The sequence below is a fragment of the Sphingomonas sp. QA11 genome (genome assembly GCF_028473665.1).
GTDB classification, from domain to species: Bacteria; Pseudomonadota; Alphaproteobacteria; order Sphingomonadales; family Sphingomonadaceae; genus Sphingomonas; species Sphingomonas phytovorans.
Window position 1 is genome coordinate 2,408,602 of the sequence record NZ_CP098774.1, and the last position, 21,476, is coordinate 2,430,077.

The window sequence follows — 21,476 nt, forward strand, 5'->3', positions numbered from 1 at the left end:
TTCGAGCCTTGGTCGCCCAACTTCGGGAAGGGTCATTATGAAGCAATGTCCTGCCCCACGGCGAAAGCCGGGGTAGGCGGCGGGACCGGCCGGCTAGCTCTCGGTATCGTAAAGGTGCGGAATTGGTGTAGGCCCGTTGAGAACTGAGGAATCTGCATGGCAGCTTGGATCGCCTACAATGTCCTGGCGGGTGTGGTCGCCTATATATGCGGCTCGATTCCTACAGGCTATTGGCTGGGTAAGCTGCTTCGCGGCATCGATATTCGAGAGCATGGTTCCAGATCGACTGGTGCCACGAATGTCTTGCGAACTCTGGGCAAAGCGCCGGCCCTGGCCGCATTGTTGATTGATCTGCTCAAGGGCTTCGCGGCCGTGGCCTTTGCGTACTGGCTCTATTCGTTACCGGCAGTCATTTTCGTCAGGCCGCCCTCTATCGAGATGAGCATCTGGCTACCTTGGGCGATCATGGTCGTGGCACTGCTGGCCATTCTGGGACACAGCCGATCAATCTTTATCCGGTTCACTGGCGGAAAATCGGCGGCAACTGGCCTGGGCGTACTGCTGGCGATATCATGGCAAGTCGGGCTTGGCGCGGCGATCGTCTTCGCTGCCGTACTCGCAATATCACGCGTCGTCTCGCTGAGCTCGATCTCAGCAGCCTTTGCCGCACTCGTCTTCATGTGGCTGTTTCGTCAGCCGACGCCCTTCCTTCTGCTGACGGCGATCGGCGCTGTCTATGTCATCTTCCGTCACCGGGCGAATATCGGTCGGCTTTTGGCGGGCACGGAGGCGCGATTGGGCAGCCGGGAACCGGCCTGAAAAGGCGACGCGGTTATCGGCTGCTAGCGCCGATGTCCGAAGCTGCTGCTTTCCAACGACACGGTGGCCCAAGCATTTTCGCCAAGCGAAATATCCGGAGCACCATACGCCCTCGGTTCCGATCACAATGCCGATCTCGCCATGGATACCCGGCTTCGCGATTCCCGAATCCGCCAGTCCGCCGCGCGGCGGCAGCGCTTTTCCATGGTATTGTTGTTCAGAATATAGCCCCTGCCACAGCATGAACGAACGGGCGTCCACTGGCGGTCAATCGTGGTTCACGACCATCCGCACGCATTATCGCCGCCGGCGTAGCACCACCTCGGCCACATGCCGGCGCCCACCCGCGCGGGCGAGCTGGACGAACACATCGACCGTGCTGCGGACATAGTGGAGCACATCGTCCCGGTTCAGCCGCGTGCCGGTCTGCAACACCAGCAACGCGATCTGCTCGACCGCCCGTTCGGCGCTGTCGGCATGGACGGTGGTCATCGATCCGGGATGGCCGGTATTGACCGCGCGCAGGAACGCATACGCCTCCTCGCCGCGCAGTTCGCCCAGGATGATCCGGTCGGGCCGCATGCGCAGCGACGCACCGAGCAGATCGTCAGCGCTCACCCGCGCCTCGCCCAGCGCGCTCCGCGCGGCAAGCAGACCAACGGCATTGTCATGGCGCAGATGAAGCTCGGGGGTATCCTCGATCAGGATCAGCCGCTCCTCAGCCGGGATCTCGCGGATCAGCGCGTTGAGGAAGGTGGTCTTGCCCGTTGAGGTACCGCCGGAGACGAGGATATTCTTGCGCGCCTTGACCGCCATGGCCAGCATGCCGGCGATATCGCCTGCGTCGAGCATCGACGTCAGCGCACGATCCACGTCGGTCGTGTCTTCTTCGCCGTGCCGCGTTTCAGCAAAGGCCCCGCTCGCGACATAGTCGCTTAGTGCGAGGTCGGGAGAGACATGCTTGCGGATCGCAAGGGCGAGCGGCCCGCGCGTCGCGGGCGGCCCGACCACCTGCACGCGCGCGCCGTCGGGCAAGGTAGCGGAGAGCAACGGATGCTCGCGACTGATGCCCTGGTGCGAGAGCGCCGCGATCTGGCGCGCGAGTCGCGAGAGCGTCGCCTCGTCGAGCCCGGGCGTTTCGTGCCGCTCGATCGTGCCACTAGTCGTCTCGACCCAGACCTCGCCGGGACGATTGACATAGATGTCGGTCACGTCCGTCCGTTCGAGCACGCCCGCGAGCGGCGAGAGATAGCTGCGCAGATAGACCGGGCGGTCGTCCCGCGCCGCCGCGCTCACCGTTTGGTCTCGACGCTGGTGAAATCCAGGTCGCGCGCCACGAACACGCTGATCGCGGTGCCCTGCTTCACTTTCAGGGTCGGCTGGATCTGCTGGGCCTGGGTCAATCCCCCGGTCGCGTTCTGCAAGGTGTTCGGCAGCGCGACGATCACCGGCGAGTTCGAATTGCCGATGCGCGAAGCGAGATTGACCCCGACATCGAGCGCCGATTGCAGGATCGCCGAGCTGAAACGCTCGAAGAAATGGGTATTGACCTTGCCCTTGATCCCGACGCGTCCGAGCGGGTCGGCGGCGGGCGATCCCAGCGCGATGGTCACGCCGTCCGGGCGGACGAGGCGGGTCCACATCACTGTCGCGCGATTCTGGCCGGGCTGGAGATCGGCGCGATACTCGCCGATCAGCCGGCTGCCGCGCTGGATCAATACCCTGCTGCCATCAAAGCCGCGCACGTCGCGCTGGATAAGCGCCCGGGCGAGACCGGGCCTGGTCGAATCAAGCGCCGTCTCCAGCACGGCGGGGATCAGCGTGCCCTGCGGCACGGTGGTCGGGCGATGCCGCATCACGCTCGCACGGGCACGCGTGGCAAGTGCGGTGCCGCCGCCGTCTCCGGCAGCAGCCGGCGCGCCATCGCCGGCAGCGACAGCCCCGGCATCGCCGGTCGTCGTATCAAGGACCAGCGCCGGATCTGCGGTGGCACGCGCCCGTGCCGGTGGCTCCATATTGACCGGTGGCTGCGCCATGGGTTGCGGCACGTAGACGATCTGCGGCGGCTGCATGCGCGGCGGTGGTGGAGGCGGCGGCGGGGGCGGTGCCGGCGTCTCGACCACAACCGGTGCGGGCGGCGCGAGTGGTATGTAGAGCGGCGCTGGCTGCGGGGCGGCGCCGCCGAGATTGTCGTCGAAGCGCGGCTTGATGATCGGCGCCGTCAGCGACCGCCGCCGCATGTCGAGAGCGCTGAACAGGATAACCGCGACAAGGCCGAGACCGATCGCGAATATCCACCAGGGCATGCCCGACGATGGCAGCGCGACCACCGGTCGGACGCTGGATTCCCCATCGGGGCCGATCCGGGGATCGCCGCCATTGGCGGAGGGCGAGATTCCCATCAGCGCTTCGCCCTTGGGATCACGCGCACCGCGCTCGCCAGATCCTTGTCGAGACGGAACAACAGCTTCGGCTTGATGCTGTCGATCACATACTGGCCGTCGCGCATCGCGCCGTCGACCAGCATCTCCCGCCCCTTCTCGTCGATCGCGAAGATCGCCGGCAGCGGCCTGTCCGGCGGCCAGACGATATAGGTCTTCTCGCCATCGTCGTCGATTTCGGTCGGACGGATCGCGCGCGACCCGCCAAGCTTGTAGCGGCCAGGCTGCTTAGCCGGCACCGCCGTCGCGATACTCGCCACGGCGGGCGCTGGATAGGTAAAGCGTACCGTATAAGCCATGTCCGGCAACGGTCCGTACAAGGGCAGCAGATCGAACACATAGGTGCGGGCGTCGGTCACCACGGTCAGGTTGGTGGTGACGCCTGATTGCACCGCCTTGATGAACAGGTGATCGCCGCGCTTGTTGGGCGTGACCTGCCACGCGCCGCTGTCGCCGATCGCGACATTCTCGACCCGCTCGTCCGGCGCGAATTCCACACTGAGCTGATAGCCCGTCGCGACCTGCAATTGCACGACCTGATTGGTGTCGTAGAGCACCGACTGGACTCGCGGATCGCCCGGCCCCGGTGTAGGCCGTATCTGGGCCGTGGCCGCCACCGGCAGGAGCAGGGCAAGCAGGAACGCCACAAACCTCAAAGCTCGACCTCCGGCCGCGCTGGACGGTTCGGCGCGCGCTGGGGAACCGGAAAGGCGGGCGGAGCCGCCGCCGGGACACCGTTCTGCACCGGCGCCTGCGTGGTGGTCGTCGTCGTTGTCGTCGTGGACGAATCGGTCGCTGCGGCCGGCGCCGGCTCCGGCGGCGACACATCCTCGGCATCGCGGCGATAGCCGGTGACCTGGAAGCCAAGCGGGTTCACGAAACGATCCTCGCGCGTCATCGGCTCGCCCGAGAAGCGGTAACGGACCACCGCTACCCATGACTGGACCGGCTGGGGATGGCCGCCGGCATCCTGGCGCTGCGTGTCGAACCGGACGAGGGTCGAATTGCCGCCCAGCGGCGACACGCTCTTCACCCGGGTGCTCACGACGGTCGTCCGCGGATAACGGGCGAGCGGGCTGGCCGGGTTGGACACCTGGACGCTCGATACATAGTCGGCCTTGGCGGGATCGGCCGACCACAGGGTGGTCTTGCGGTAATTGGCCTGAAGCTCCGCGATGTCGAAGCTTTCGCGCGCAATGACATATTGCACCAGGAAGGACTGGGTCAGCGCCTTGTCCGGCGTGATCCGATTGGCATCGAGCGGTTTCAGTGCTTCGACGAAGCCGGTGTGGCGATCGACCAGCAACGTATAGGGCTCGACCGTCTTGAGCGGCATCAGCACGATCAGCGCGATCGCCTCGCACACCGCGATCGTGCCGACGGCAGCGGCGACGATCCACGCGGTACGACGCGAGGCACGCAGCAGATCCTGCCGGTCGCTCGCCCAGCTTTCCGCCTCACGATAATAGGCGTCGAGCGATTCTCGTGAAGTCTTCTTCATGCGTTCCTGTCCCGCCGGGACGCGCCGGCCGATACGCGTCCGCGCGTGCGGCGCCGATAGCTTTGGCCCAGCGGCACCGGTGCCGCCACCGGAATATCACGCGACACGGCCTGGGTCGTCCCCTGATGAGAAAGCTGCGCGGGCGGCGGCGGCGCCACGCCGGCCTCGCGCCGCTGGCTGGCGGCGACCGCATCGGCCACCGAATGTGCGCGGGTGCGCGGGTCGGCGATCTCGTGCTGCTGGGTGCCGGCATGCGCAGGCCGTGGAGCCTGATCGCGCACTATCTCGGCCCGGCGCGACACCGTGCCGCGCCACGCCACGGGCATGCGGAACCCCTGCGCAACGCGCGCGGTTGCGATCAGCGCCGCGAGCAGGGTCAGCGCGAACACCAGGGTCAGCGCGAGCAGTTCGGTCGGCACCGATGGCGTCGGGATGTTCTGGCGGCGCAGTTCCAGGATCTGGAGGAGCCATGGCTCCATCAGCGCCAGTTCGACGCCCAGCACGATCGCCGTCGACAATGCGCCCAGCGCCGCCCCGGCGATTCCGCGCACCCAGCCCTCGAACAGGCCCCGTGTCGCATCGAACAGCAGGAACAAAGCAAACAGTGGCCCGAGCGCGAGCAGCAGCCCGGCGACCACCCGCACCGACGCGAACGACGCGATCGCGCCGGTCAGGTACAGGGTCCGAGCCTGGCTGAGCATGGTCGCGTCGCGGGTCGGGTCCCAGCGCGGCTTTTGCTGCAATTGCTGCAGCCGCTGATATTGCTGCTGCTGTTGCTGCGGCGTCAGCGGCTGGGTCGGCCCGACGATCTCCTCGGCGTCGGCCGGCTTGCCGGTGCCGATCCGCTGAAGCTCCGACAGGCCATTGTCGATCCCCTGGAGTCGCCCGACCAGACCGCCGCCCGAGCCGGGCAGCCCGGCTGAACCGCCAATGCTCGCCGCCAGTTCGGCCGGCCCGTGCATCGCGACATTATAGGCAAGCGTGCGGAAAGCGGGCCAGCTCGTCGCCAGCGCCAGCACCACGCCGATCTTGACCAGCGCCAGCACGCCGTCGCGCGCACCGGGCACCTGCCCCAGGATCATGCGATAGCCGAACAGCGCGACGAAGATGGTCAGCAGCGCGGTCAGCAGCACCGCGACGGTAGAGCCCGGCGCGGTCAGCGCCTGATAGCCATTCTCCCCGATCGCCTGGGCCTGGCAATCGACATAGTTCAGCACGCCGGCAAGGAAGGCGCCGCCGGGAGAGATCGACGGGCATGCCATCAGACACGCTCCAGCAGGCGCGGGATCCAGCTCTGCGGATCGTCCCCGCTCTCGGCGCGGATTTCATCGAGCAGCCGTACGGTACGCTCGCGGCCCGACAGGATCGTCAGGATATCGCGCTCGCCGGACAGGTTGAGCCGCGCCACGACACTATCGGTGCCATGCTTGATCAGGAAACAGTGCGCGTCGTCGGGCAAAGTCCGCACGATCTCATACTCGTGCGGCGTCAGGCCGAAGCCGTCGACATAGTCGGCCGCCCGCGCCTTCGGATTGGTCATGAAGATCTGGGTCGCGGCCTGCTCGATGATCGCGCTGGCGATCTTGCTTTCCAGCGCGTCCTGCGCGCTCTGGGTCGCGAAGCCGACGATGCCGTTCCGTTTCCGGATCGTCTTCTCCCAATCCTTGATGCGGCGGACGAAAACCTCGTCGTCGAGCGCTTTCCATCCCTCGTCGACCACGATGATCGCCGCCGTCCCGTCGAGCCGTTCCTCGACGCGATGGAACAGGTACATCATCGCCGGGGTGCGCACCGCCGGATCGTCGAGAATCGCGGTCATGTCGAACCCGACTGCCTCGGCGGAGAGATCGGTCAGATCCTCGTCATTGTCGAACAGCCAGGCCCGCTCACCCTCGCCCCACCATGGCCGCAGCCGCGCCCACAGGTCGGCCGAATGCGGGCGGTGCCCCCCGCGAAACAGCTCGGCGAAATGGCGCAGCCGGCGATGCTCGCGCGGCTGGGCGAAGTTCGCGTCGACAGCATCCCTGATCTTCGCCATGTCGTCGATGTCGGCGCCGCCGGCGAGCTGCGCGACCCAGTCGATCAGAAACTGGCGGTTGCCTGGATTGTCCTCGATCTGAAGCGGATTGAGGCCGGACGCCTCGCCCGGTCGCAACAGATCATACCGTCCGCCGATCGCGCGGATGAACAGTTCCGCGCCGCGATCCTTGTCGAAGAAGATCACTCGCGGGTGGAACTTCCGCGCCTGGGCAAGCAGGAAGTTGAGCACGACCGTCTTGCCCGAGCCCGACGGCCCGATCACGGTAAAATTGCCCAGATCGCCCTGGTGAAAGTTGAAATAATAGGGTCCGGCCGCCGTCGTCTCGAGCAGCGTCACCGCATCGCCCCAGTGATTGCCCTCCGCACGCCCGAGCGGGAAATTATGGCTGCTGGCGAATCCCGCGAAATTGCCGGTCGAGATCAGCCCGCGCCGCGCGATATATTTGAAGTTGCCCGGAAACTGGGCCCAGAAGGCCGGCTCCAGCGCAATTTCCTCGCGCACGGCGATGATGCCGAGATCCGCCAGCGATGCCTGTACCTCGGCCACGCCGGCATCGACCGCCGCGGGCGTGTCGCCGCGCACCGCGATCGTCATGTGATGTTCGCCGAACCCGGCACGGCCGGCGGCGACCTCATCCTTCGCGCTCGACAGTTCGCCACGCAGGCTCACCGCCTCGTCCTCGGCGGAACGCATGCGCCGGAGCGCAAGGTTCATCTTGCCAAGCGCCGCCTGCCGGTCGACGAAACCGAACGACTGCGACACGGTCAGTTCGAAGGGCAACCGCAGCAATTCGTCGAGCATGCCCGGCGCGGTCTGCGCCGGATAATCCTTGATCGAGACCAGCCCGACAAAGCCGCGCGCGGTGTTGCCCGCCGGACCAAGCTCAACCGTCTCCTCGCCGAAACTGACTCGGCGATAGGGGATATAGCTGCCGGCATCCTGCATCGGCATCAGCACCGGCCGCATCTCGCCATTGTAGAGCGCTGACAGGAATTCGAGCGGCTCCGAACACATGCCCTGCCTGGTCTCATAGGCACCAAGCAGTCGCGGCGCGTAGCTGCCGAGCTGCGCCAGCAACGCATCGCGCGCACCGTCGAGCTGGCGCAGCTCATTGGCCGACGCCGCCTCCGACGTGGTGGTCGCGCGTCCGAATACGCCGCGCACCCGATCGGCAATGCCCACACGCCCCTGCAACGGCCGCCGGATCAGCGTCACGAACAGGTCGTTGACGTAAAGCTGCTTGCTCGCCAGCCGTGCCCGCCACGCGGCATCGAGCTGCCCGGAGAATTCATCCGGGAATTTTGCCGGCAGCTCCACCTCCGCCTGGCGACGGATGACATGGTGATACAGCGCGAAGCGCGACGATCCGATCGCCTGCAGCATCGCGTCCCGGAGCACCTTGCGATAGTTGATCTCGTCGGTGTCGGCCGTCTCGAACAGCAGGCCGCGCAGATGGATGAACTGCATGAGCAGTCCGTCGCGCGTCTCGATCGTATGATCGTCGACGTGCCGCGCGTATGGAAGATGGGATCCCGCGAATTTTTCGCGGGCGACCGCCCGCCGGTCGGATGTCAGGGGCGGTAGGAGTTGCATCGCCAGATCTTATGGTTGCGCACGCGCGGGCAGCGACCAAGGCGCGTCAGCCACAAGTCGAAGATGCGCGGCTCCCGCACACACAGCACCACGCCGACGAGATGGACGATCAGCGCGACGCCCAGCACCCAGAAGGCGTGGAAGATCAGGAACAGTTCGGTCGCGATGACCGCGTTGAACACGAAATAGCTGTAGGTGACGCCGGCGAACATCTGCGGCCGGGTGAGCGCGACGAACAGCGGGTCCCGCTCCAGCCCGTTCATGCGTCAGTATCCGGCGCTGGCGGTGGACTGGATGCCGGCCACGATGCTTGCCGCCCCGAACAGGATGAAGCACCCAAGGATCACCGTCGCGCCGTAGCGCCAGTTGATCCGGCCGGTCAGCATCAGGAAGCCGACCGAGGCAACCGCGATCACTGCGACGACCGTCGCGACCGTACCGAGCAAGGTGCCCTGAAGCCACCGCACGGCAGAGACGATCGCACCCGAACCTTGCGGATCGGCAAGTGTATCCTGCGCGAGGGCAGCACTGGACTGGATCGTCGCCCATGCAGCAGCCAACCAGCCACCGCCGCGTATTTTCTTGCCGTTCAACCCGTACATCCCCGCGTAACAGTCTGATTCGCCCGATCTCGACTTTGCGCGCTGGCTCGGCACTTGCCAACAGCTTTCGGCGACGGGTTTCCAGCAGCGGGACGAAGCGCGCGATTGCCAATCGCCCTTTTTCCAGCGGGATGCTACGCTGTACCGGCCCCCATTCCACGATCAGGCAGCAGCACCATTCGCCTCAAAGCATCCCCTGAATTCGCGCTCGTCTGCGCCAGTATCGCCCGACCGCATTCGGACGAGCGCACCGCGCGGATCGTCGCCCTGGCCGCCGCCGGCATGGATTGGGGATGCGTCGAACGGATCGCCGCCCGGCACCGCGTGGCGGGGCTTGTCCGCGAGGGATTGACCCGCGCCGGGCTCCCGGTGCCACGCGGCATCGCCAACCGCGCTCATCACACCACCCTATCCGCGCTCAAGAATGCGGGAGAGGCGCTTCGCCTTCAAAACCTGCTGGAGGAAACAGGGATCGAGCCGCTTTTCCTGAAGGGCTCGGCGCTTGCCATCCGGGCTTATGGGTCGATCGCGGTGCGCGATTCGATCGATATCGATATGGTCGTGGCACCCGCCGACGTCGCCCGGGCATGGACGGTGCTCAATCAGGCCGGCTACAGCATGACCGCACCGTCGCGACCTCTCCCACCTGGCGCGCTCAGAACCTATCAAACGATCTCCAAGGACAGCGTGCACGTCCATTCCGAACGCCGGGTAAGGGTGGAATTGCACTGGCGGCTTTCCGATGCCGCGGGCGAAGCGGGCATGCCGCCTGTGAGCGACCATCGGATGGTTGAGGTTCCCGGTTCCGGCGCGCTTCGGACCCTCGCCGATCCGGCACTGTTCACCTATCTGTGCGTGCACGGTTCAGGCCATGCCTGGGCCCGACTGAAATGGCTGGCCGACATCGCCGCCCTGCTGGGCACCAGCGAGGATGGCGGTGCCGGCCTCTGGGCAGCGGCGCAGGCCGGCGGCGCGGCGCGGCCCGCCGCATCGGCGATCATGCTCGCCAATGCGGCGTTCGGAACCCCCTTCCCTCCCGGCTTCGTCCCGCCGCGATCACTCCGGCTAGCACTACTCAACCGGCTGGCGCTACGGGTGATGGCTGCCGGCGGTGGCGCCCGGGAATTGGCTGACACGCCGTGGAATTCGGTGGTCGAACCAAGCGCGACGCTGCTGACCCTGTCGCGCTGGCGCGATGCCTGGTCGCACGTCCGGCGGGTGGCGATCCCGGCTGAAGACGTGGTGCTGCTTCGCCTGCCCGCCGGATTGAGCGGACTCTACCCTCTGCTGCGCCTGCCGCTCTGGATCTGGAAGCGATCGCCCTGGTCGCCGCGAAAACGGACTGCCTGAGCCAAGCCAGCGAGAGATCGTCCCGTTCGCATCGACAAGCTCGGCCTTGCTCGACACGAACGGTGATTTTCAGTTCGATGGACAAGCGCGCTCGACTTCACTTCACGCGGGCGAGCCTCGGCGACAACAGGTGCACCACGCCGACGGCGACCAGATAGACGCTGCCGGCCACCGCGAAGATCAGCGTATAACTGCCCGTGGTCTGCAGGATATACCCGGTGAACCAGGCCATCCCCATGCCCCCGACAGCGCCGACCGTGCCGCCGATCCCGACGACCGACCCTACCGCCCCGCGCGGGAACATGTCCGAGGGGATGGTGTAGAGGTTCGCCGAAAAAGCCTGATGCGCTGCGGTGGCAAGCCCGACGATGCCGACCGCAAGCCACAGATTGTCGACATATTGAGCAAAGAAGATCGGCATCACCAGGAAGGCGCAGGCAAGCATGGTCAGCTTGCGCGCGACGTTCGCGGAAACGCCGCGCTTCATCATCGTCGAGGATGACCAGCCGCCGGCGACGCTGCCGAGGTCGGAGATGAGATAGATCACGATCAACGGCGGACCGAAGCTCTTGAGATCGAGATGATAGGTCTTGGCAAGGAAATCCGGCGTCCAGAACAGGAAGAGCCACCAGATCGGGTCGATCAGGAATTTGCCCAGCGCATAGGCCCAGGTCTCGCGGTAGCGTATCAGGCGCAGCCAGCCGATCTTCTCGACCGGATCAGCCGGGTCGCTCTCGATATGGGCAAGTTCCGCCGCCGACACGCGCGGCTGCTCGCGCGGGCGGCGATAGATCGCGATCCACGCGACCAGCCAGACCAGGCTTGCCGCGCCAGTGATGATGAAGGCCATCCGCCAGCCGAGCCCGAGCGTTACCACGATGAACGGCACGACCACCGGCGTCACGATCGCACCGATGTTTGCACCGGCATTGAAGATGCCGGTGGCAAGCGCCCGCTCCCTGGCGGGAAACCATTCCGACACTGCCTTGATTCCGGCGGGAAAATTCCCCGATTCGCCGACACCGAGGACGAAGCGCGCCGCGGAGAAATGCGCGGCGGTACCGGCGAAGCCGCAAAGAGTATGGCCGAGCGTCCAGATGATGAAGGCGACCGAATAGCCGATGCGCGCGCCGATCCTGTCGATGAACCAACCGAATGTGACATATCCGAGCGCATACGCTGCCTGGAACCAGATGATCACGGTAGCGAAATCTGTCTCGTCCCACCCGAGATCGTGGGAAATCGGCGCTTTGAGCACACCGATCATCTGACGGTCGACATAGTTGATCGCGGTGGCGGCAAAGAGCAGTCCGCAGATCACCCAGCGATACCGGCCCACCCGGCTCGCCGCCGCGTCGGCGATCTCCGGCATCGTCGATTCAGCCATCATTCCCTCCCGAAGAGCCCCTTTATGAGGCCTTTATCATGCACTCCACGATCAGGGCCGCGCCGAAGCGCGCCTCGATCCGTTCCCCGATCCTGACAGCGTGTACCCCGGTTACCGCGCCACTGGAAATCCATTGTCCGGGCCTGAGCGCGATGCCCCGCTCCGCCATCAGCTCGAACAGGAAGCGCGCCGCCCCGATCGGTCCGTCGAGCATGTCCGCGGCCTTGCCGCTGCCGATGACCGCGCCGTCGATCGCGACCGAGAGCGGCCAGGCATCGATGTCCGCCCTCCGCCAGTCAGGAATGGCGGCCCCGATGACGAGGCCGTTATTGTTGCCGAAATCGGAAATCGTCACCGCCGCACCGAGATCGTTGATCGCCGCCAGCGGCGAACTCGCGATCTCGATCCCGACATGCACCGCGTCGATCAGCGCCGCGGCTTCCGCATGGGTGAATTGGATCTTCCCGGCCGGGGGCGTGGCACCGACACGCAACAGGAATTCGGCCTCCGCGGCGGCGAAGCCGCCGAGGAACACAGACATTGCAACAGGCTCCGCGCTAGCTGCGATGATCTGGCGCGTGAAGATCGGCCCGGCGAGCCGGTCGACGCCGTCGATCGGCGGGTTGATCCGGCCGACCTTCCAGCCGCCGATCTCCGCCTCGTTCAGCGCAATCGCAGCATCCTGCACCGCATAAGCATCGGCAAGCGCGACCGGCACGGTTCCCGGATAGTCCGGCAAGGACCGCCCGGCGCGGCGCGCATCGACGAAAGATTGCGCAATGTGCCCCACTTCATGGGCGAAATCAGTGGAATCCACCCTGGTAACCCTCCCGCACGCTCTACTGGCGCTGCGTTGTTGGACCCTAAGGTAAACCGGTGTCAATGAGAAAGCCCGACTGACAGCGTTCGGGAAGTCGGTGAAAGCCGGCACGCGTTTGGCGATTTGACGCGATACGCGCTATGCCGTCTGATGATGCGTAAAACGGGCCTTCCCACGATCAACGATGTCGCGCGTATCGCTGGCGTTTCCAAAAAGACGGTTAGCCGCGTCATCAACCGCTCGTCGCTGCTCAGCGACGACACGCGCAAGCATGTCGAGGGAGTGATAAGCAATCTCGGCTATGTCCCCAACCCGCAGGCGCGCGCGCTTGCGCTGCGGCGCAACTTCCTGATCGGGCTGATCCACGACAATCCGAATGCGCAGATGGTGATGAACGTCCAGCAGGGCATTCTGGAATCGCTGCACGGTACCGAATTCGAACTGGTCGTCAGGCCGATCGACCGCGGCTCAGCCACGATGCTCGACGATGTGCGCAATTTCCTCGAGCGGCAGCGGCTGTTCGGCGTCGTCCTGCTGCCCCCCGTCAGCGAGAACAACCAGCTAGCCCAGCTCTGCGACGATATCGGGTGCCGCTATGTCCGCATGGGCTCGGCCGAGCTTGACGATTCTGCGCATATGGTCGCCTCCAACGACTGCGAGGCGGTGGCGGCGGCGGTCGATTATCTGATCGACCAGGGGCACAAACGCATCGGGCTCGTGCTCGGCCCGCACGGCTTCCGTTCTGCGCGCGAACGTCGACAGGGCTTCGAACAGGCATTGAACAGTGCCGGGATCACCCTGCCCCGCTCGATGATCGCCGAGGGCAACTACACCTTCGAATCCGGGGTGATGGCGGCCGATCGCCTACTCGACCTGATGCCGCGCCCGACCGCGATCTTCGCCTGCAACGACGAGATGGCCGCCGGCGTGCTCCATGCCGCGCGCCAACGCGGGATCGACGTGCCCCGCGACCTGTCGATCGTCGGCTTCGATGATACGCCGATCGCCGCGCATATCTGGCCTCCGCTCACGACGGTGCGCTGGCCGATCATTTCCATGGCCCGGTCCGCCGCGTTGAAACTCACCGCGGATGGGGACGAGATAGTCGAGGAGCCATCGATGTTTCGCTCGACGCTCATTCGACGTGGCTCCGTCGCGCCTCCTCGCGATTGATCGCTGGGGATATTGCGAAAGCGCGTGACACCGGTTACCCAGCGTCGCGAAGAATCATGCGCGACAAGGGCGCAGCAGGAGGGACCCTGATGTTCGACCGGACCTATTACGCGACGCATCCTGACATGATGGATTGCGTGTCGAACGACGAGTTGCGGGACCGGTATCTGATCGAGGGATTGTTCCGGGCAGGGGAATGCGTGCTGAACTACACCCATGCCGACCGGTTCGTGATCGGCGGGGTCGAGGTGGCCGATGCGCCTGTGAGGCTGCCCGACCAGACCGAGCCGGCTTCCGCCATGGGACATCCGTTCCTTGAGCGGCGCGAGCTGGCGATCGTCAATGTCGGCAGGGCGGACGGCGTGGTGGTGGTCGACGGTGAGAGCTTCGCGCTCGGCAACAAGGACTGCCTCTATGTCACCATGGGGGCGAAGGACGTTACCTTCTCCGGCACGGGTGCGCGCTTCTACCTCGCCTCCTGCCCGGCGCATAAGGGCTTCACCACACGCAAGCTCTCGATCGCCGATGCCAATGCGCTTGAACGCGGCAGCCTCGAGGAATCCAACGAGCGCACCATCTTCCAGCTCGTTATCCCCGGCGTGTGCGACTCGGCCCAGCTCGTCATGGGCCTCACCGTGCTCAAGCCGGGCAGCGTGTGGAACACCATGCCGCCCCATGTCCACGAACGCCGCAGCGAGATCTATTTCTACTTCGACCTCGACGGCCCCAATGACCGCGTCATGCACTTCATGGGCGAAGGCGACGCCATGCGCCACATCGTCGTCGCCAACGAACAATCGGTGATCAGCCCGCCATGGTCGATCCATATGGGATCAGGCACCAAAGCCTATGCCTTCATCTGGGCCATGGCCGGCGAAAACCAGGATTATACCGACATGAACATCCTCGATATCTGCCAGCTGGCCTGACGCTGGAGGGAACGCCTTCTCCGTTCGTGTCGAGCGAAGTCGAGACACCGTGACGGCGCGCCAGAACATGTTTCTCGACTTCGCTCGAAACGAACGGATTTAGAATGCCAGTCAACCCCTTCGACCTCACCGGCAAGGTCGCCATGGTCACCGGCGCCAATACCGGCATCGGCCAGGCGATCGCGCTGGCCCTTGCCGCGGCCGGTGCCGATATCGCGGCGGTGGGTCGCACCCCGGCCGAGGACACCGTCGCGAAAGTGCGTGGGCTCGGCCGCCGCGCGGAAATCGTCTCGGCCGATCTTTCCACCATCGAGCCGGTCCAGCGAGTCGTCGACGAAACGCTCGAGAAGCTCGGCGGGCTCGACATCCTGGTCAACAATGCCGGCATCATCCGCCGCGCCGATGCGGTCGACTTCACCGAGGAGGACTGGGATGCGGTGGTCGACACCAACCTGAAATCCGTGTTTTTCCTGTGCCAGGCAGCCGGTCGCCACATGATCGCGAAAGGCAATGGCAAGATCATCAACATCGCCTCGATGCTGACCTTCCAGGGCGGCATCCGCGTGCCGAGCTACACCGCCTCCAAGGCCGGCATCGGCGGACTAACGAAGCTGCTCGCCAACGAATGGGCGGCCAGGGGCGTCAACGTCAACGCCATCGCCCCGGGATATATCGCCACCAACAATACCGCCGCGCTCCAGGCCGACGAGACGCGCAACCGATCGATCCTCGAACGCATTCCCACAGGTCGCTGGGGCGACGCATCCGACCTCGGCGGCGCCGCCGTCTTCCTTGCCTCCGCCGCCGCCGACTATGTCCAGGGCCATATCCTCGCCGTCGATGGCGGATGGCTCGCTCGATGAATCTCCCGATTTCCTTTCCGGCTGACCTTGTCGAAGCCCGGTTCTTTCCTTCACAGGAAGCACCGACCTTCGATCACGCGAAGGCGAGCGGAGAAGCGGGAATCCCATGAGCAAATTTGTCGCCTTCGGTGAAATCATGCTGCGCCTCTCGCCTCCGGGGCGGGAATTGCTGCTTCAGACGCCAAAGCTCGACGTATGGATCGCCGGTGCCGAAGCCAATGTGGCGAGCGGCCTTGCTCGCCTGGGCCATGATGTCGGCATGGTCACCGTAGTGCCCGACAATGATCTCGGCCGCGCCGCCATCTCCGGCATGCGTGCCAATGGTGTCGACTGCTCGGGCATCAGCTTCAGCGGCAATCGCATGGGGTTGTATTTCGTCACCAGCGGTGCCGGCATGCGCGCAACCGATGTGGTCTATGATCGTGCCGGCTCCTCCTTCGCCGAAGCGCCGGCCAGCGCGTGGGACTGGGACCGGCTGCTGGCGGGGGCCGACCGTCTCCATCTTTCAGGCATCACCCCTGCCCTCGGCCCCGTTCCTGCCGAAGCCGCCATCGCCGCCGCCGAGGCAGCGAGCGCCCGCGGCATAGCCGTCTCGTTCGACGGCAATTATCGCGCGCGGCTCTGGGAAAGCTGGGACAGCGATCCGCGAAGCGTGCTGACCAGGCTCGTCCAGCATGCCGACATCATGTTCGGCAACCACCGCGACGTCGCTCTGCTCCTCGGCAAGGATTTCGGCGGCGACGGCGAGGATCGTCGCCTTGCTTCATCCGAGGCCGCCTTCGCCGCCTTTCCCAAGCTGAAGCTGATCGCGTCCACCGCGCGGCATGTCGAAGATGCCGACAGGCACCGCCTATCGGCGCGGATCGACGGCCGCGGCGAGCATGCCCAGACCGAGGAGGTGCTGCTCGCGGGAATCGTCGACCGGATCGGCGCAGGCGATGCCTTTGCGGTCGGTGTGCTCCACGCGCTCCGCTCGGGCGGCGATATCGCCGAGGCAGCGCGCACCGGCCTCGCCCTCACCGCGTTGAAACACTCGCTCCCGGGCGATGCCAGCCTGTTCCGCCAAGCCGATATCGACGCCTATCTCGCGGGCGGACTCGATGTCCGCCGGTGACGGCATCTCGCGACGTAACCTGATCGGCGCCGGCGCGGCGCTGATCCTCGCCGGTTCAGCACAGGCAGCGCGATCCGACAGCGTTCGGACATCGTCAGGCGTCTTCGCCGGATCGAACGAAGGGGGCGTCCTCGCCTTTCGCGGCATTCGCTACGGTACCGCCGAGCGGTTCCAGCCGCCCCGGCCAGTATCCCGCGCCGGCGAGACAATCAGCGTCCGCGCGTTCGGACCGGTCGCGCCACAGAAGGACGATCGCTACGGCGCGCAGAGCGAAGATTGCCTGTTCATCAATATCTGGACCGCTGAAGCCAATCCGGCCGCGAAGAAGCCGGTCATGCTCTACATCCATGGCGGCGCCTATTCGAACGGCAGCAGCACTGACGCGCTCAATGATGGACAGGCGCTGGCGGCACGGGGCGATGTGGTGGTCGTCACCGTCAACCATCGGCTCAATGCGTTCGGCTATCTCTACCTGGCGCGGCTCGATCCGCGGTTCCCCGACAGTGGCAACAACGGCCAGCTCGATCTGATCCTCGCCCTCAAATGGGTGCGCGACAATATCGGCGCATTCGGCGGCGATCCGTCGCGCGTGATGGTATTCGGCCAGTCGGGCGGCGGTGCCAAGATCGCGACGATGATGGGCATGCCCGCCGCCAAGGGCCTGTTCCACCGTGCCGCGACGATGAGTGGCCAGCAGGTTACCGCCTCGGGCCCGCTCAACGCCACCCGCCGCGCGCGGGCCTATCTGGCCACGCTCGGCGCCAGCGAAAAGGACCTGTCGGCCCTGCTGACCATGCCGGCCGAAAAGCTGGTCGCCGCGCTCGACACGACCGATCCGATCCTTGGCGGCGGCGTGTATTTCGGACCGGTGCTCGACATGAAATGGCTGGTCCGCCACCCCTTCTGGCCGGACGCCAACCCGCAATCCAACGCGATCCCGATGATCCTCGGCAATACGCATGACGAGACCCGCGCTTTCGTATCGCCGGATTCGCCGCGGGTGCAGGACCTCAACTGGGACAATCTCGCCGGGCGCATCGCGCCGGAACTGCGCATCGACGCGCTGCCGGAATGGGTGGTCGCCGAATATCGAGGCCGGTTTCCCGAATGGTCGCCAGCCGATATCTTCTACCAGGCGACCACCGCCGGCCGAAGCTGGCGCGGCCAGGTGATCGAGGCGGAGGCAAGGGCCCAGGCCAAGACCAATGCATGGGTCTATCAGCTCGATTTCACCTCGCGCACCGATCCCCGGCGCGGGGCCTATCATTCGCTCGATATCCCGCTGGTTTTTGGCACGCTCGGCGCGAAGGGATCGCAGACCGGCATCGCCGCCGATGCGCGAGCAGCCTCGGCCGCGATGCAGGAAAGCTTCATCGCCTTCGCCGGAACCGGCGATCCGAACCATGTCGGGCTACCCGAATGGCCGGTTTACGACCTGATCCACCGCCCGACGATGATCTTCGACGCGCGCAGCCATATCGAGAACGATCCGCGCAAGTGGCAGCGAGAATTGTTCGCCCGGATTCCCTACATCCAGCCCGGAAGCTGAGCGCCCACCACGCGATTGCGCGCGATCCATCGACAGCGCCGCCTTCAAAAAGACCGGCAAGGATCATTGTCCATAAGCATTGACACCGGTTACCAAAGACGACAAGTTGCAGCTGAGGAAGATCAGCCGAGATTGGTCACCAAAGGAGAGGGCGAATCGCTGGCCGCGTCGTGGCCCCCTCTTCAAATGTATCGACGGCCCTGATGGGCGGCCTTGGCCGCCCTGTTCGGCCACCGGTGTCAGCAACGTCGCAAAGCGGCGCAGGAAGGGGTGTGGGGAAATGGGGAATTCAGCTCGAGCGTCGCGGGGCGCAATCTCTCGGAAAGCCGCGAGCGCCTCCATCGGGGCGCTGGCGATCGGCCTGTTGATGCCGGCGACCGCGACGGCGGCCGAGGTCAAGCCAGCGGAGACGCCGACCGCCCCAGCCCCTGTCCAACCGTCCGTTGACGTGCAGGAAAGCAGGGCTCCCGGCGCGCCGGTGGAGGAACAGGTCCCGGCCGATGAGCAGGATATCGTCGTCACCGGTTTCCGGCGCTCGCTCGAACAGGCTTTGACCATGAAGCGCGATTCCGTTTCAGCCGTCGATGCCATCGTCGCGGAGGATATCGCGAAGTTCCCCGACCAGAATCTTGCCGAATCGCTGCAGCGTATCCCGGGCATCACCATCCAGCGCGACGGCGGCGAAGGCCGCGCGATCACCGTTCGCGGCCTCGGCGCTCAGTTCACCCGTGTCCGGGTCAACGGCATGGAAACGGTCGCGACCTCGACCGACGGCGCCAGCGCCAACCGCGACCGCGCCTTCGATTTCAATGTCTTCGCCTCCGAGTTGTTCAGTTCGATCGTCGTCCACAAGACGGCCGAGGCATCGCTCGACGAAGGCTCGCTCGGCGCGGTGGTCGATTTGAACACGGGGAATCCGCTTGGCGGCAAGGCCGGTTTCACCGGTGCGCTCTCGGCCCAGGCATCGTACAACGATCTCAGCAAGAAAGTCGGCCCGCGTGTCGCGGGACTGCTGTCGTGGCGGAACGACGCCGGGACTTTCGGCGCGTCGGTTTCAGCCGCCTATTCAAAGATCAACACGCTAGAACTCGGCAATAATTCGGTCCGCTGGGCGCAGGCGCGCTTCGACTCCGTCGACGGAACGCCCTGCTTCTACAATACGGCCACAGGTGCCCCGAACGTCCCGACGACACCCCGCGCCAACACGGGTGGCACCTATTTCCAGAATGCCGCCTGCGACAAGGCGGCGCTGGCCTTCCATCCGCGTATACCACGCTATGGCGTGATCGATCATCGGCGCGAACGGCTCGGCATCACCGCCAGCATCCAGTTCGCGCCGACGGATTCCACCAAGGTTTCGATCGACGGCCTCTATTCGCGTTTCAAGGAAGAGCGTGAGGAGAAATGGGCCGAGGTCCTGCTGCGCAGCAACGAGCGCTCGATCGATGTGCTGAACCCAGTCTACGACAGCAACAACAACCTGATCGCAGCAACCTTGAACGATGCCTGGGTCCGCACCGAGCATTATCTGCGCAAGTCGCAGACCGAATTCTACCAGCTCGGCGGCACCTGGGATCAGGACGTAACCGACAGCTTCCGGTTCACCCTGCTCGGCGGATTCTCCAAATCCAGCGCTGATATCCCCGTGGAGACGACCTTCGTCTATGACGACCGCGACGCCGCCGGCTACAAATACGACTATCGCAACGCGGCCAGCCCGGTGCTGACCTTCGGCACGAGCGTGACTGACCCGGCGAACTTCCAGCTCGCCGAAATTCGCGATCGTCCGTCAAACACCACCAACAAGTTCCGCACTGCCCAACTCCGCACCGAATGGGATGTCGTCGACGGCTTCAAGCTCAAGGCCGGCGCGGTATATCGCCGCTTCAGCTTCAATACGGTCGGCTTCCTGCGCGACACCGCTGTATGCGGCAATGGTGGCAAGGATCTCGTGCTGGGCACGATCGACTGCTCGACGAACACCGTGTTCGGCCCCTCGGCCATCTACGGCTTTCAGGCAACGTCGGCCATGTCCGACACGATCAATCTGGGCAATGCCGGCCAGCCGACCGGCACGACCACTCAGTGGCTTGTCCCGAACATCGATGCTGCGGCGGCGCTTACCAAGCTCTACAGCCGCACTCCGCTGGTCGATGCCGGCAATACCCGCAGCGTGACCGAGACGGTCAAGGGCGGCTATTTCCAGGTCGATGTAAAGGGCGATCTCTTCGGCCTTCGTTACGCGGCCAATGCCGGCGTTCGCTACGCCCATACGGACCAGTCATCGACCGGCCTGAACAGCGGCACGGCGGTGTCAGTCACGCGCGACTATGACGATTGGCTTCCGTCGCTGAACGTCGCCCTGTTCCCGATAGAGGGTGTCGTGGTGCGCGGCGCGATTTCGCGGGTCATCACGCGGCCGACCCTGGGCAATCTCACGCCTGGCGGATCGGTGGACGGCTTCAACTATCGCATCACTTTCGGCAACCCGCTCCTCAATCCGTTCCGGGCCACCGCATACGACCTTGCGCTCGAATGGTATTTCGCGCCGCAGTCGATCGCCTCGGTCGCGGTGTTCAAGAAGAACGTGGAAAGCTTCCCGGTCGCCCAGACCTATAGCGGCACCTTCGCCTCAACCGGCCTGCCGAAGTCAGTGCTCCCGACCAGCTCGCCGGCCTATATCAACTTCGATCCCAACCAGATCTACACGATCACCGGCAACGTGAACGGCACGGGCGCAAGCCTGAAGGGCATAGAGCTCTCGATCCAGGCCCCCTTCAAGTTCCTGCCCGGCTTCCTGTCGAACTTGGGCGGCATCGCCAACGCAACCTTCATCGATTCAAGCGCATCCTATACGTTGGCCGGCCCGACGACAGTGGTGAAAACCTCGACCGGCGCGTTCGGGCCGAACGTCGCGACTACACGCACGTCGACCCTGTACGGCCTTTCGAAGACGGCGATCAACGGCACGCTCTATTATGAAGACAAGAAGTTCAGCGCCCGAGGCTCGATCAGCTATCGCGGTCCCTATGTCGACCAGGGCAGCGCCAATGGCAACCTGTTCGAAGGCTATGGCTCGACGATCAACATTGATGCCTCGGTGCGCTATCGCTTCACCGAATGGCTCGAAATGTCAGTCGAGGGCGTGAACCTGACCGACGAATATCGCTATCGTTACAACGACATCGACGCAAACCGGAGTTACGAGAACAATCATTTCGGGCGCACGATCCTGGTTGGCGCACGCGTGAAGATGTAAGTCCGTCCCCCCTTGGACTATCCTGACGGACGCGC

The 21,476-nt window shown here is 65.1% G+C and carries 18 protein-coding genes; 8 read left to right on the forward strand and 10 right to left on the reverse strand.

Translation table 11 applies throughout. The annotated features are described in order from the left end of the window. Positions 1 to 156 precede the first annotated feature (156 nt). Positions 157 to 819 carry a glycerol-3-phosphate 1-O-acyltransferase PlsY gene (gene plsY, locus NDN01_RS11285; protein WP_272627471.1) on the forward strand — a complete coding sequence of 221 codons (663 nt, stop codon included), beginning with the start codon at positions 157 to 159 and terminating at the stop codon, positions 817 to 819. 297 nt (positions 820 to 1,116) lie between these two features. Here plsY and virB11 read toward each other — a convergent pair whose 3' ends face one another. Genes virB11 through NDN01_RS11325 form a run of 8 tightly spaced genes read right to left on the reverse strand, consistent with a single transcriptional unit; the run spans position 1,117 to position 8,955 of the window. Beyond that, positions 1,117 to 2,115 (reverse strand): P-type DNA transfer ATPase VirB11, encoded by a 999-nt coding sequence (gene virB11, locus NDN01_RS11290; protein ID WP_272627472.1) that lies wholly within the window; start codon positions 2,113 to 2,115, stop codon positions 1,117 to 1,119. Continuing rightward, positions 2,112 to 3,221: a TrbI/VirB10 family protein gene (locus NDN01_RS11295; RefSeq protein ID WP_272627473.1), complete on the reverse strand. Its 1,110-nt coding sequence runs from the start codon at positions 3,219 to 3,221 to the stop codon at positions 2,112 to 2,114. Before NDN01_RS11295 ends, virB11 begins: the two co-directional genes overlap by 4 nt. After that, complete coding sequence (locus tag NDN01_RS11300; RefSeq protein ID WP_272628168.1) at positions 3,221 to 3,907, reverse strand: TrbG/VirB9 family P-type conjugative transfer protein; 687 nt, start codon at positions 3,905 to 3,907, stop codon at positions 3,221 to 3,223. Before NDN01_RS11300 ends, NDN01_RS11295 begins: the two co-directional genes overlap by 1 nt. Positions 3,908 to 3,912: 5 nt before the next feature. Further along, positions 3,913 to 4,761: a virB8 family protein gene (locus NDN01_RS11305; protein WP_272627474.1), complete on the reverse strand. Its 849-nt coding sequence runs from the start codon at positions 4,759 to 4,761 to the stop codon at positions 3,913 to 3,915. Then, complete coding sequence (locus NDN01_RS11310) at positions 4,758 to 6,023, reverse strand: type IV secretion system protein (protein ID WP_272627475.1); 1,266 nt, start codon at positions 6,021 to 6,023, stop codon at positions 4,758 to 4,760. The genes NDN01_RS11305 and NDN01_RS11310 overlap by 4 nt, the downstream gene beginning before the upstream one ends. After that, on the reverse strand, positions 6,023 to 8,395 hold the full coding sequence (locus NDN01_RS11315) for a VirB4 family type IV secretion/conjugal transfer ATPase (protein ID WP_272627476.1): 2,373 nt from the start codon (positions 8,393 to 8,395) through the stop codon (positions 6,023 to 6,025). Before NDN01_RS11315 ends, NDN01_RS11310 begins: the two co-directional genes overlap by 1 nt. After that, positions 8,374 to 8,658 carry a type IV secretion system protein VirB3 gene (locus NDN01_RS11320; RefSeq protein WP_272627477.1) on the reverse strand — a complete coding sequence of 95 codons (285 nt, stop codon included), beginning with the start codon at positions 8,656 to 8,658 and terminating at the stop codon, positions 8,374 to 8,376. Before NDN01_RS11320 ends, NDN01_RS11315 begins: the two co-directional genes overlap by 22 nt. Before the next feature lie 3 nt (positions 8,659 to 8,661). After that, entirely contained in the window at positions 8,662 to 8,955 is a 294-nt protein-coding gene (locus tag NDN01_RS11325; protein ID WP_272628169.1) for a TrbC/VirB2 family protein, read from the reverse strand. Positions 8,956 to 9,102: 147 nt separating this feature from the next. On the opposite strand from NDN01_RS11325, the gene NDN01_RS11330 reads away from it, so the two are divergent. After that, complete coding sequence (locus NDN01_RS11330) at positions 9,103 to 10,347, forward strand: nucleotidyltransferase domain-containing protein (protein WP_272627478.1); 1,245 nt, start codon at positions 9,103 to 9,105, stop codon at positions 10,345 to 10,347. Positions 10,348 to 10,444: 97 nt separating this feature from the next. Here the strand turns inward: NDN01_RS11330 and NDN01_RS11335 are convergent, their stop codons facing one another. Then, complete coding sequence (locus NDN01_RS11335) at positions 10,445 to 11,734, reverse strand: MFS transporter (protein WP_272628171.1); 1,290 nt, start codon at positions 11,732 to 11,734, stop codon at positions 10,445 to 10,447. 22 nt (positions 11,735 to 11,756) lie between these two features. Further along, positions 11,757 to 12,551, reverse strand: a complete 795-nt coding sequence (locus NDN01_RS11340) for a 2-keto-4-pentenoate hydratase (protein WP_272627479.1) — start codon at positions 12,549 to 12,551, stop codon at positions 11,757 to 11,759. Positions 12,552 to 12,707: 156 nt separating this feature from the next. Here NDN01_RS11340 and NDN01_RS11345 point away from each other — a divergent pair, with 156 nt between their 5' ends. From NDN01_RS11345 to NDN01_RS11370, 6 genes are all read left to right on the forward strand, one after another. Next, positions 12,708 to 13,727, forward strand: a complete 1,020-nt coding sequence (locus NDN01_RS11345) for a LacI family DNA-binding transcriptional regulator (RefSeq protein ID WP_272628172.1) — start codon at positions 12,708 to 12,710, stop codon at positions 13,725 to 13,727. Between the two features lie 89 nt (positions 13,728 to 13,816). After that, on the forward strand, positions 13,817 to 14,656 hold the full coding sequence (gene kduI, locus NDN01_RS11350) for a 5-dehydro-4-deoxy-D-glucuronate isomerase (RefSeq protein WP_272627480.1): 840 nt from the start codon (positions 13,817 to 13,819) through the stop codon (positions 14,654 to 14,656). 104 nt (positions 14,657 to 14,760) lie between these two features. Further along, positions 14,761 to 15,519 carry a 2-dehydro-3-deoxy-D-gluconate 5-dehydrogenase KduD gene (kduD, locus tag NDN01_RS11355; RefSeq protein WP_272627481.1) on the forward strand — a complete coding sequence of 253 codons (759 nt, stop codon included), beginning with the start codon at positions 14,761 to 14,763 and terminating at the stop codon, positions 15,517 to 15,519. Between the two features lie 106 nt (positions 15,520 to 15,625). Next, positions 15,626 to 16,633: a sugar kinase gene (locus NDN01_RS11360; protein ID WP_272627482.1), complete on the forward strand. Its 1,008-nt coding sequence runs from the start codon at positions 15,626 to 15,628 to the stop codon at positions 16,631 to 16,633. Beyond that, positions 16,620 to 18,182, forward strand: coding sequence for a carboxylesterase/lipase family protein (locus tag NDN01_RS11365; RefSeq protein WP_272627483.1), 1,563 nt, complete (start codon positions 16,620 to 16,622; stop codon positions 18,180 to 18,182). The genes NDN01_RS11360 and NDN01_RS11365 overlap by 14 nt, the downstream gene beginning before the upstream one ends. Positions 18,183 to 18,549: 367 nt before the next feature. Then, positions 18,550 to 21,441, forward strand: coding sequence for a TonB-dependent receptor (locus NDN01_RS11370; protein WP_272627484.1), 2,892 nt, complete (start codon positions 18,550 to 18,552; stop codon positions 21,439 to 21,441). Positions 21,442 to 21,476: the final 35 nt, after the last annotated feature.

What these genes read in the sequence shown, in the direction of transcription:
- kduI (WP_272627480.1), top strand. Translation starts at nt 13,817, where the DNA reads ATGTTCGACCGGACCTATTACGCGACGCATCCTGACATGATGGATTGC.
- NDN01_RS11295 (WP_272627473.1), bottom strand. Translation starts at nt 3,221, where the DNA reads ATGGGAATCTCGCCCTCCGCCAATGGCGGCGATCCCCGGATCGGCCCC.
- NDN01_RS11345 (WP_272628172.1), top strand. Translation starts at nt 12,708, where the DNA reads ATGCGTAAAACGGGCCTTCCCACGATCAACGATGTCGCGCGTATCGCT.
- kduD (WP_272627481.1), top strand. Translation starts at nt 14,761, where the DNA reads ATGCCAGTCAACCCCTTCGACCTCACCGGCAAGGTCGCCATGGTCACC.
- plsY (WP_272627471.1), top strand. Translation starts at nt 157, where the DNA reads ATGGCAGCTTGGATCGCCTACAATGTCCTGGCGGGTGTGGTCGCCTAT.
- NDN01_RS11315 (WP_272627476.1), bottom strand. Translation starts at nt 8,395, where the DNA reads ATGCAACTCCTACCGCCCCTGACATCCGACCGGCGGGCGGTCGCCCGC.
- NDN01_RS11370 (WP_272627484.1), top strand. Translation starts at nt 18,550, where the DNA reads ATGCCGGCGACCGCGACGGCGGCCGAGGTCAAGCCAGCGGAGACGCCG.
- NDN01_RS11360 (WP_272627482.1), top strand. Translation starts at nt 15,626, where the DNA reads ATGAGCAAATTTGTCGCCTTCGGTGAAATCATGCTGCGCCTCTCGCCT.
- NDN01_RS11310 (WP_272627475.1), bottom strand. Translation starts at nt 6,023, where the DNA reads ATGGCATGCCCGTCGATCTCTCCCGGCGGCGCCTTCCTTGCCGGCGTG.
- NDN01_RS11365 (WP_272627483.1), top strand. Translation starts at nt 16,620, where the DNA reads ATGTCCGCCGGTGACGGCATCTCGCGACGTAACCTGATCGGCGCCGGC.
- NDN01_RS11335 (WP_272628171.1), bottom strand. Translation starts at nt 11,734, where the DNA reads ATGGCTGAATCGACGATGCCGGAGATCGCCGACGCGGCGGCGAGCCGG.
- NDN01_RS11305 (WP_272627474.1), bottom strand. Translation starts at nt 4,761, where the DNA reads ATGAAGAAGACTTCACGAGAATCGCTCGACGCCTATTATCGTGAGGCG.
- NDN01_RS11320 (WP_272627477.1), bottom strand. Translation starts at nt 8,658, where the DNA reads ATGAACGGGCTGGAGCGGGACCCGCTGTTCGTCGCGCTCACCCGGCCG.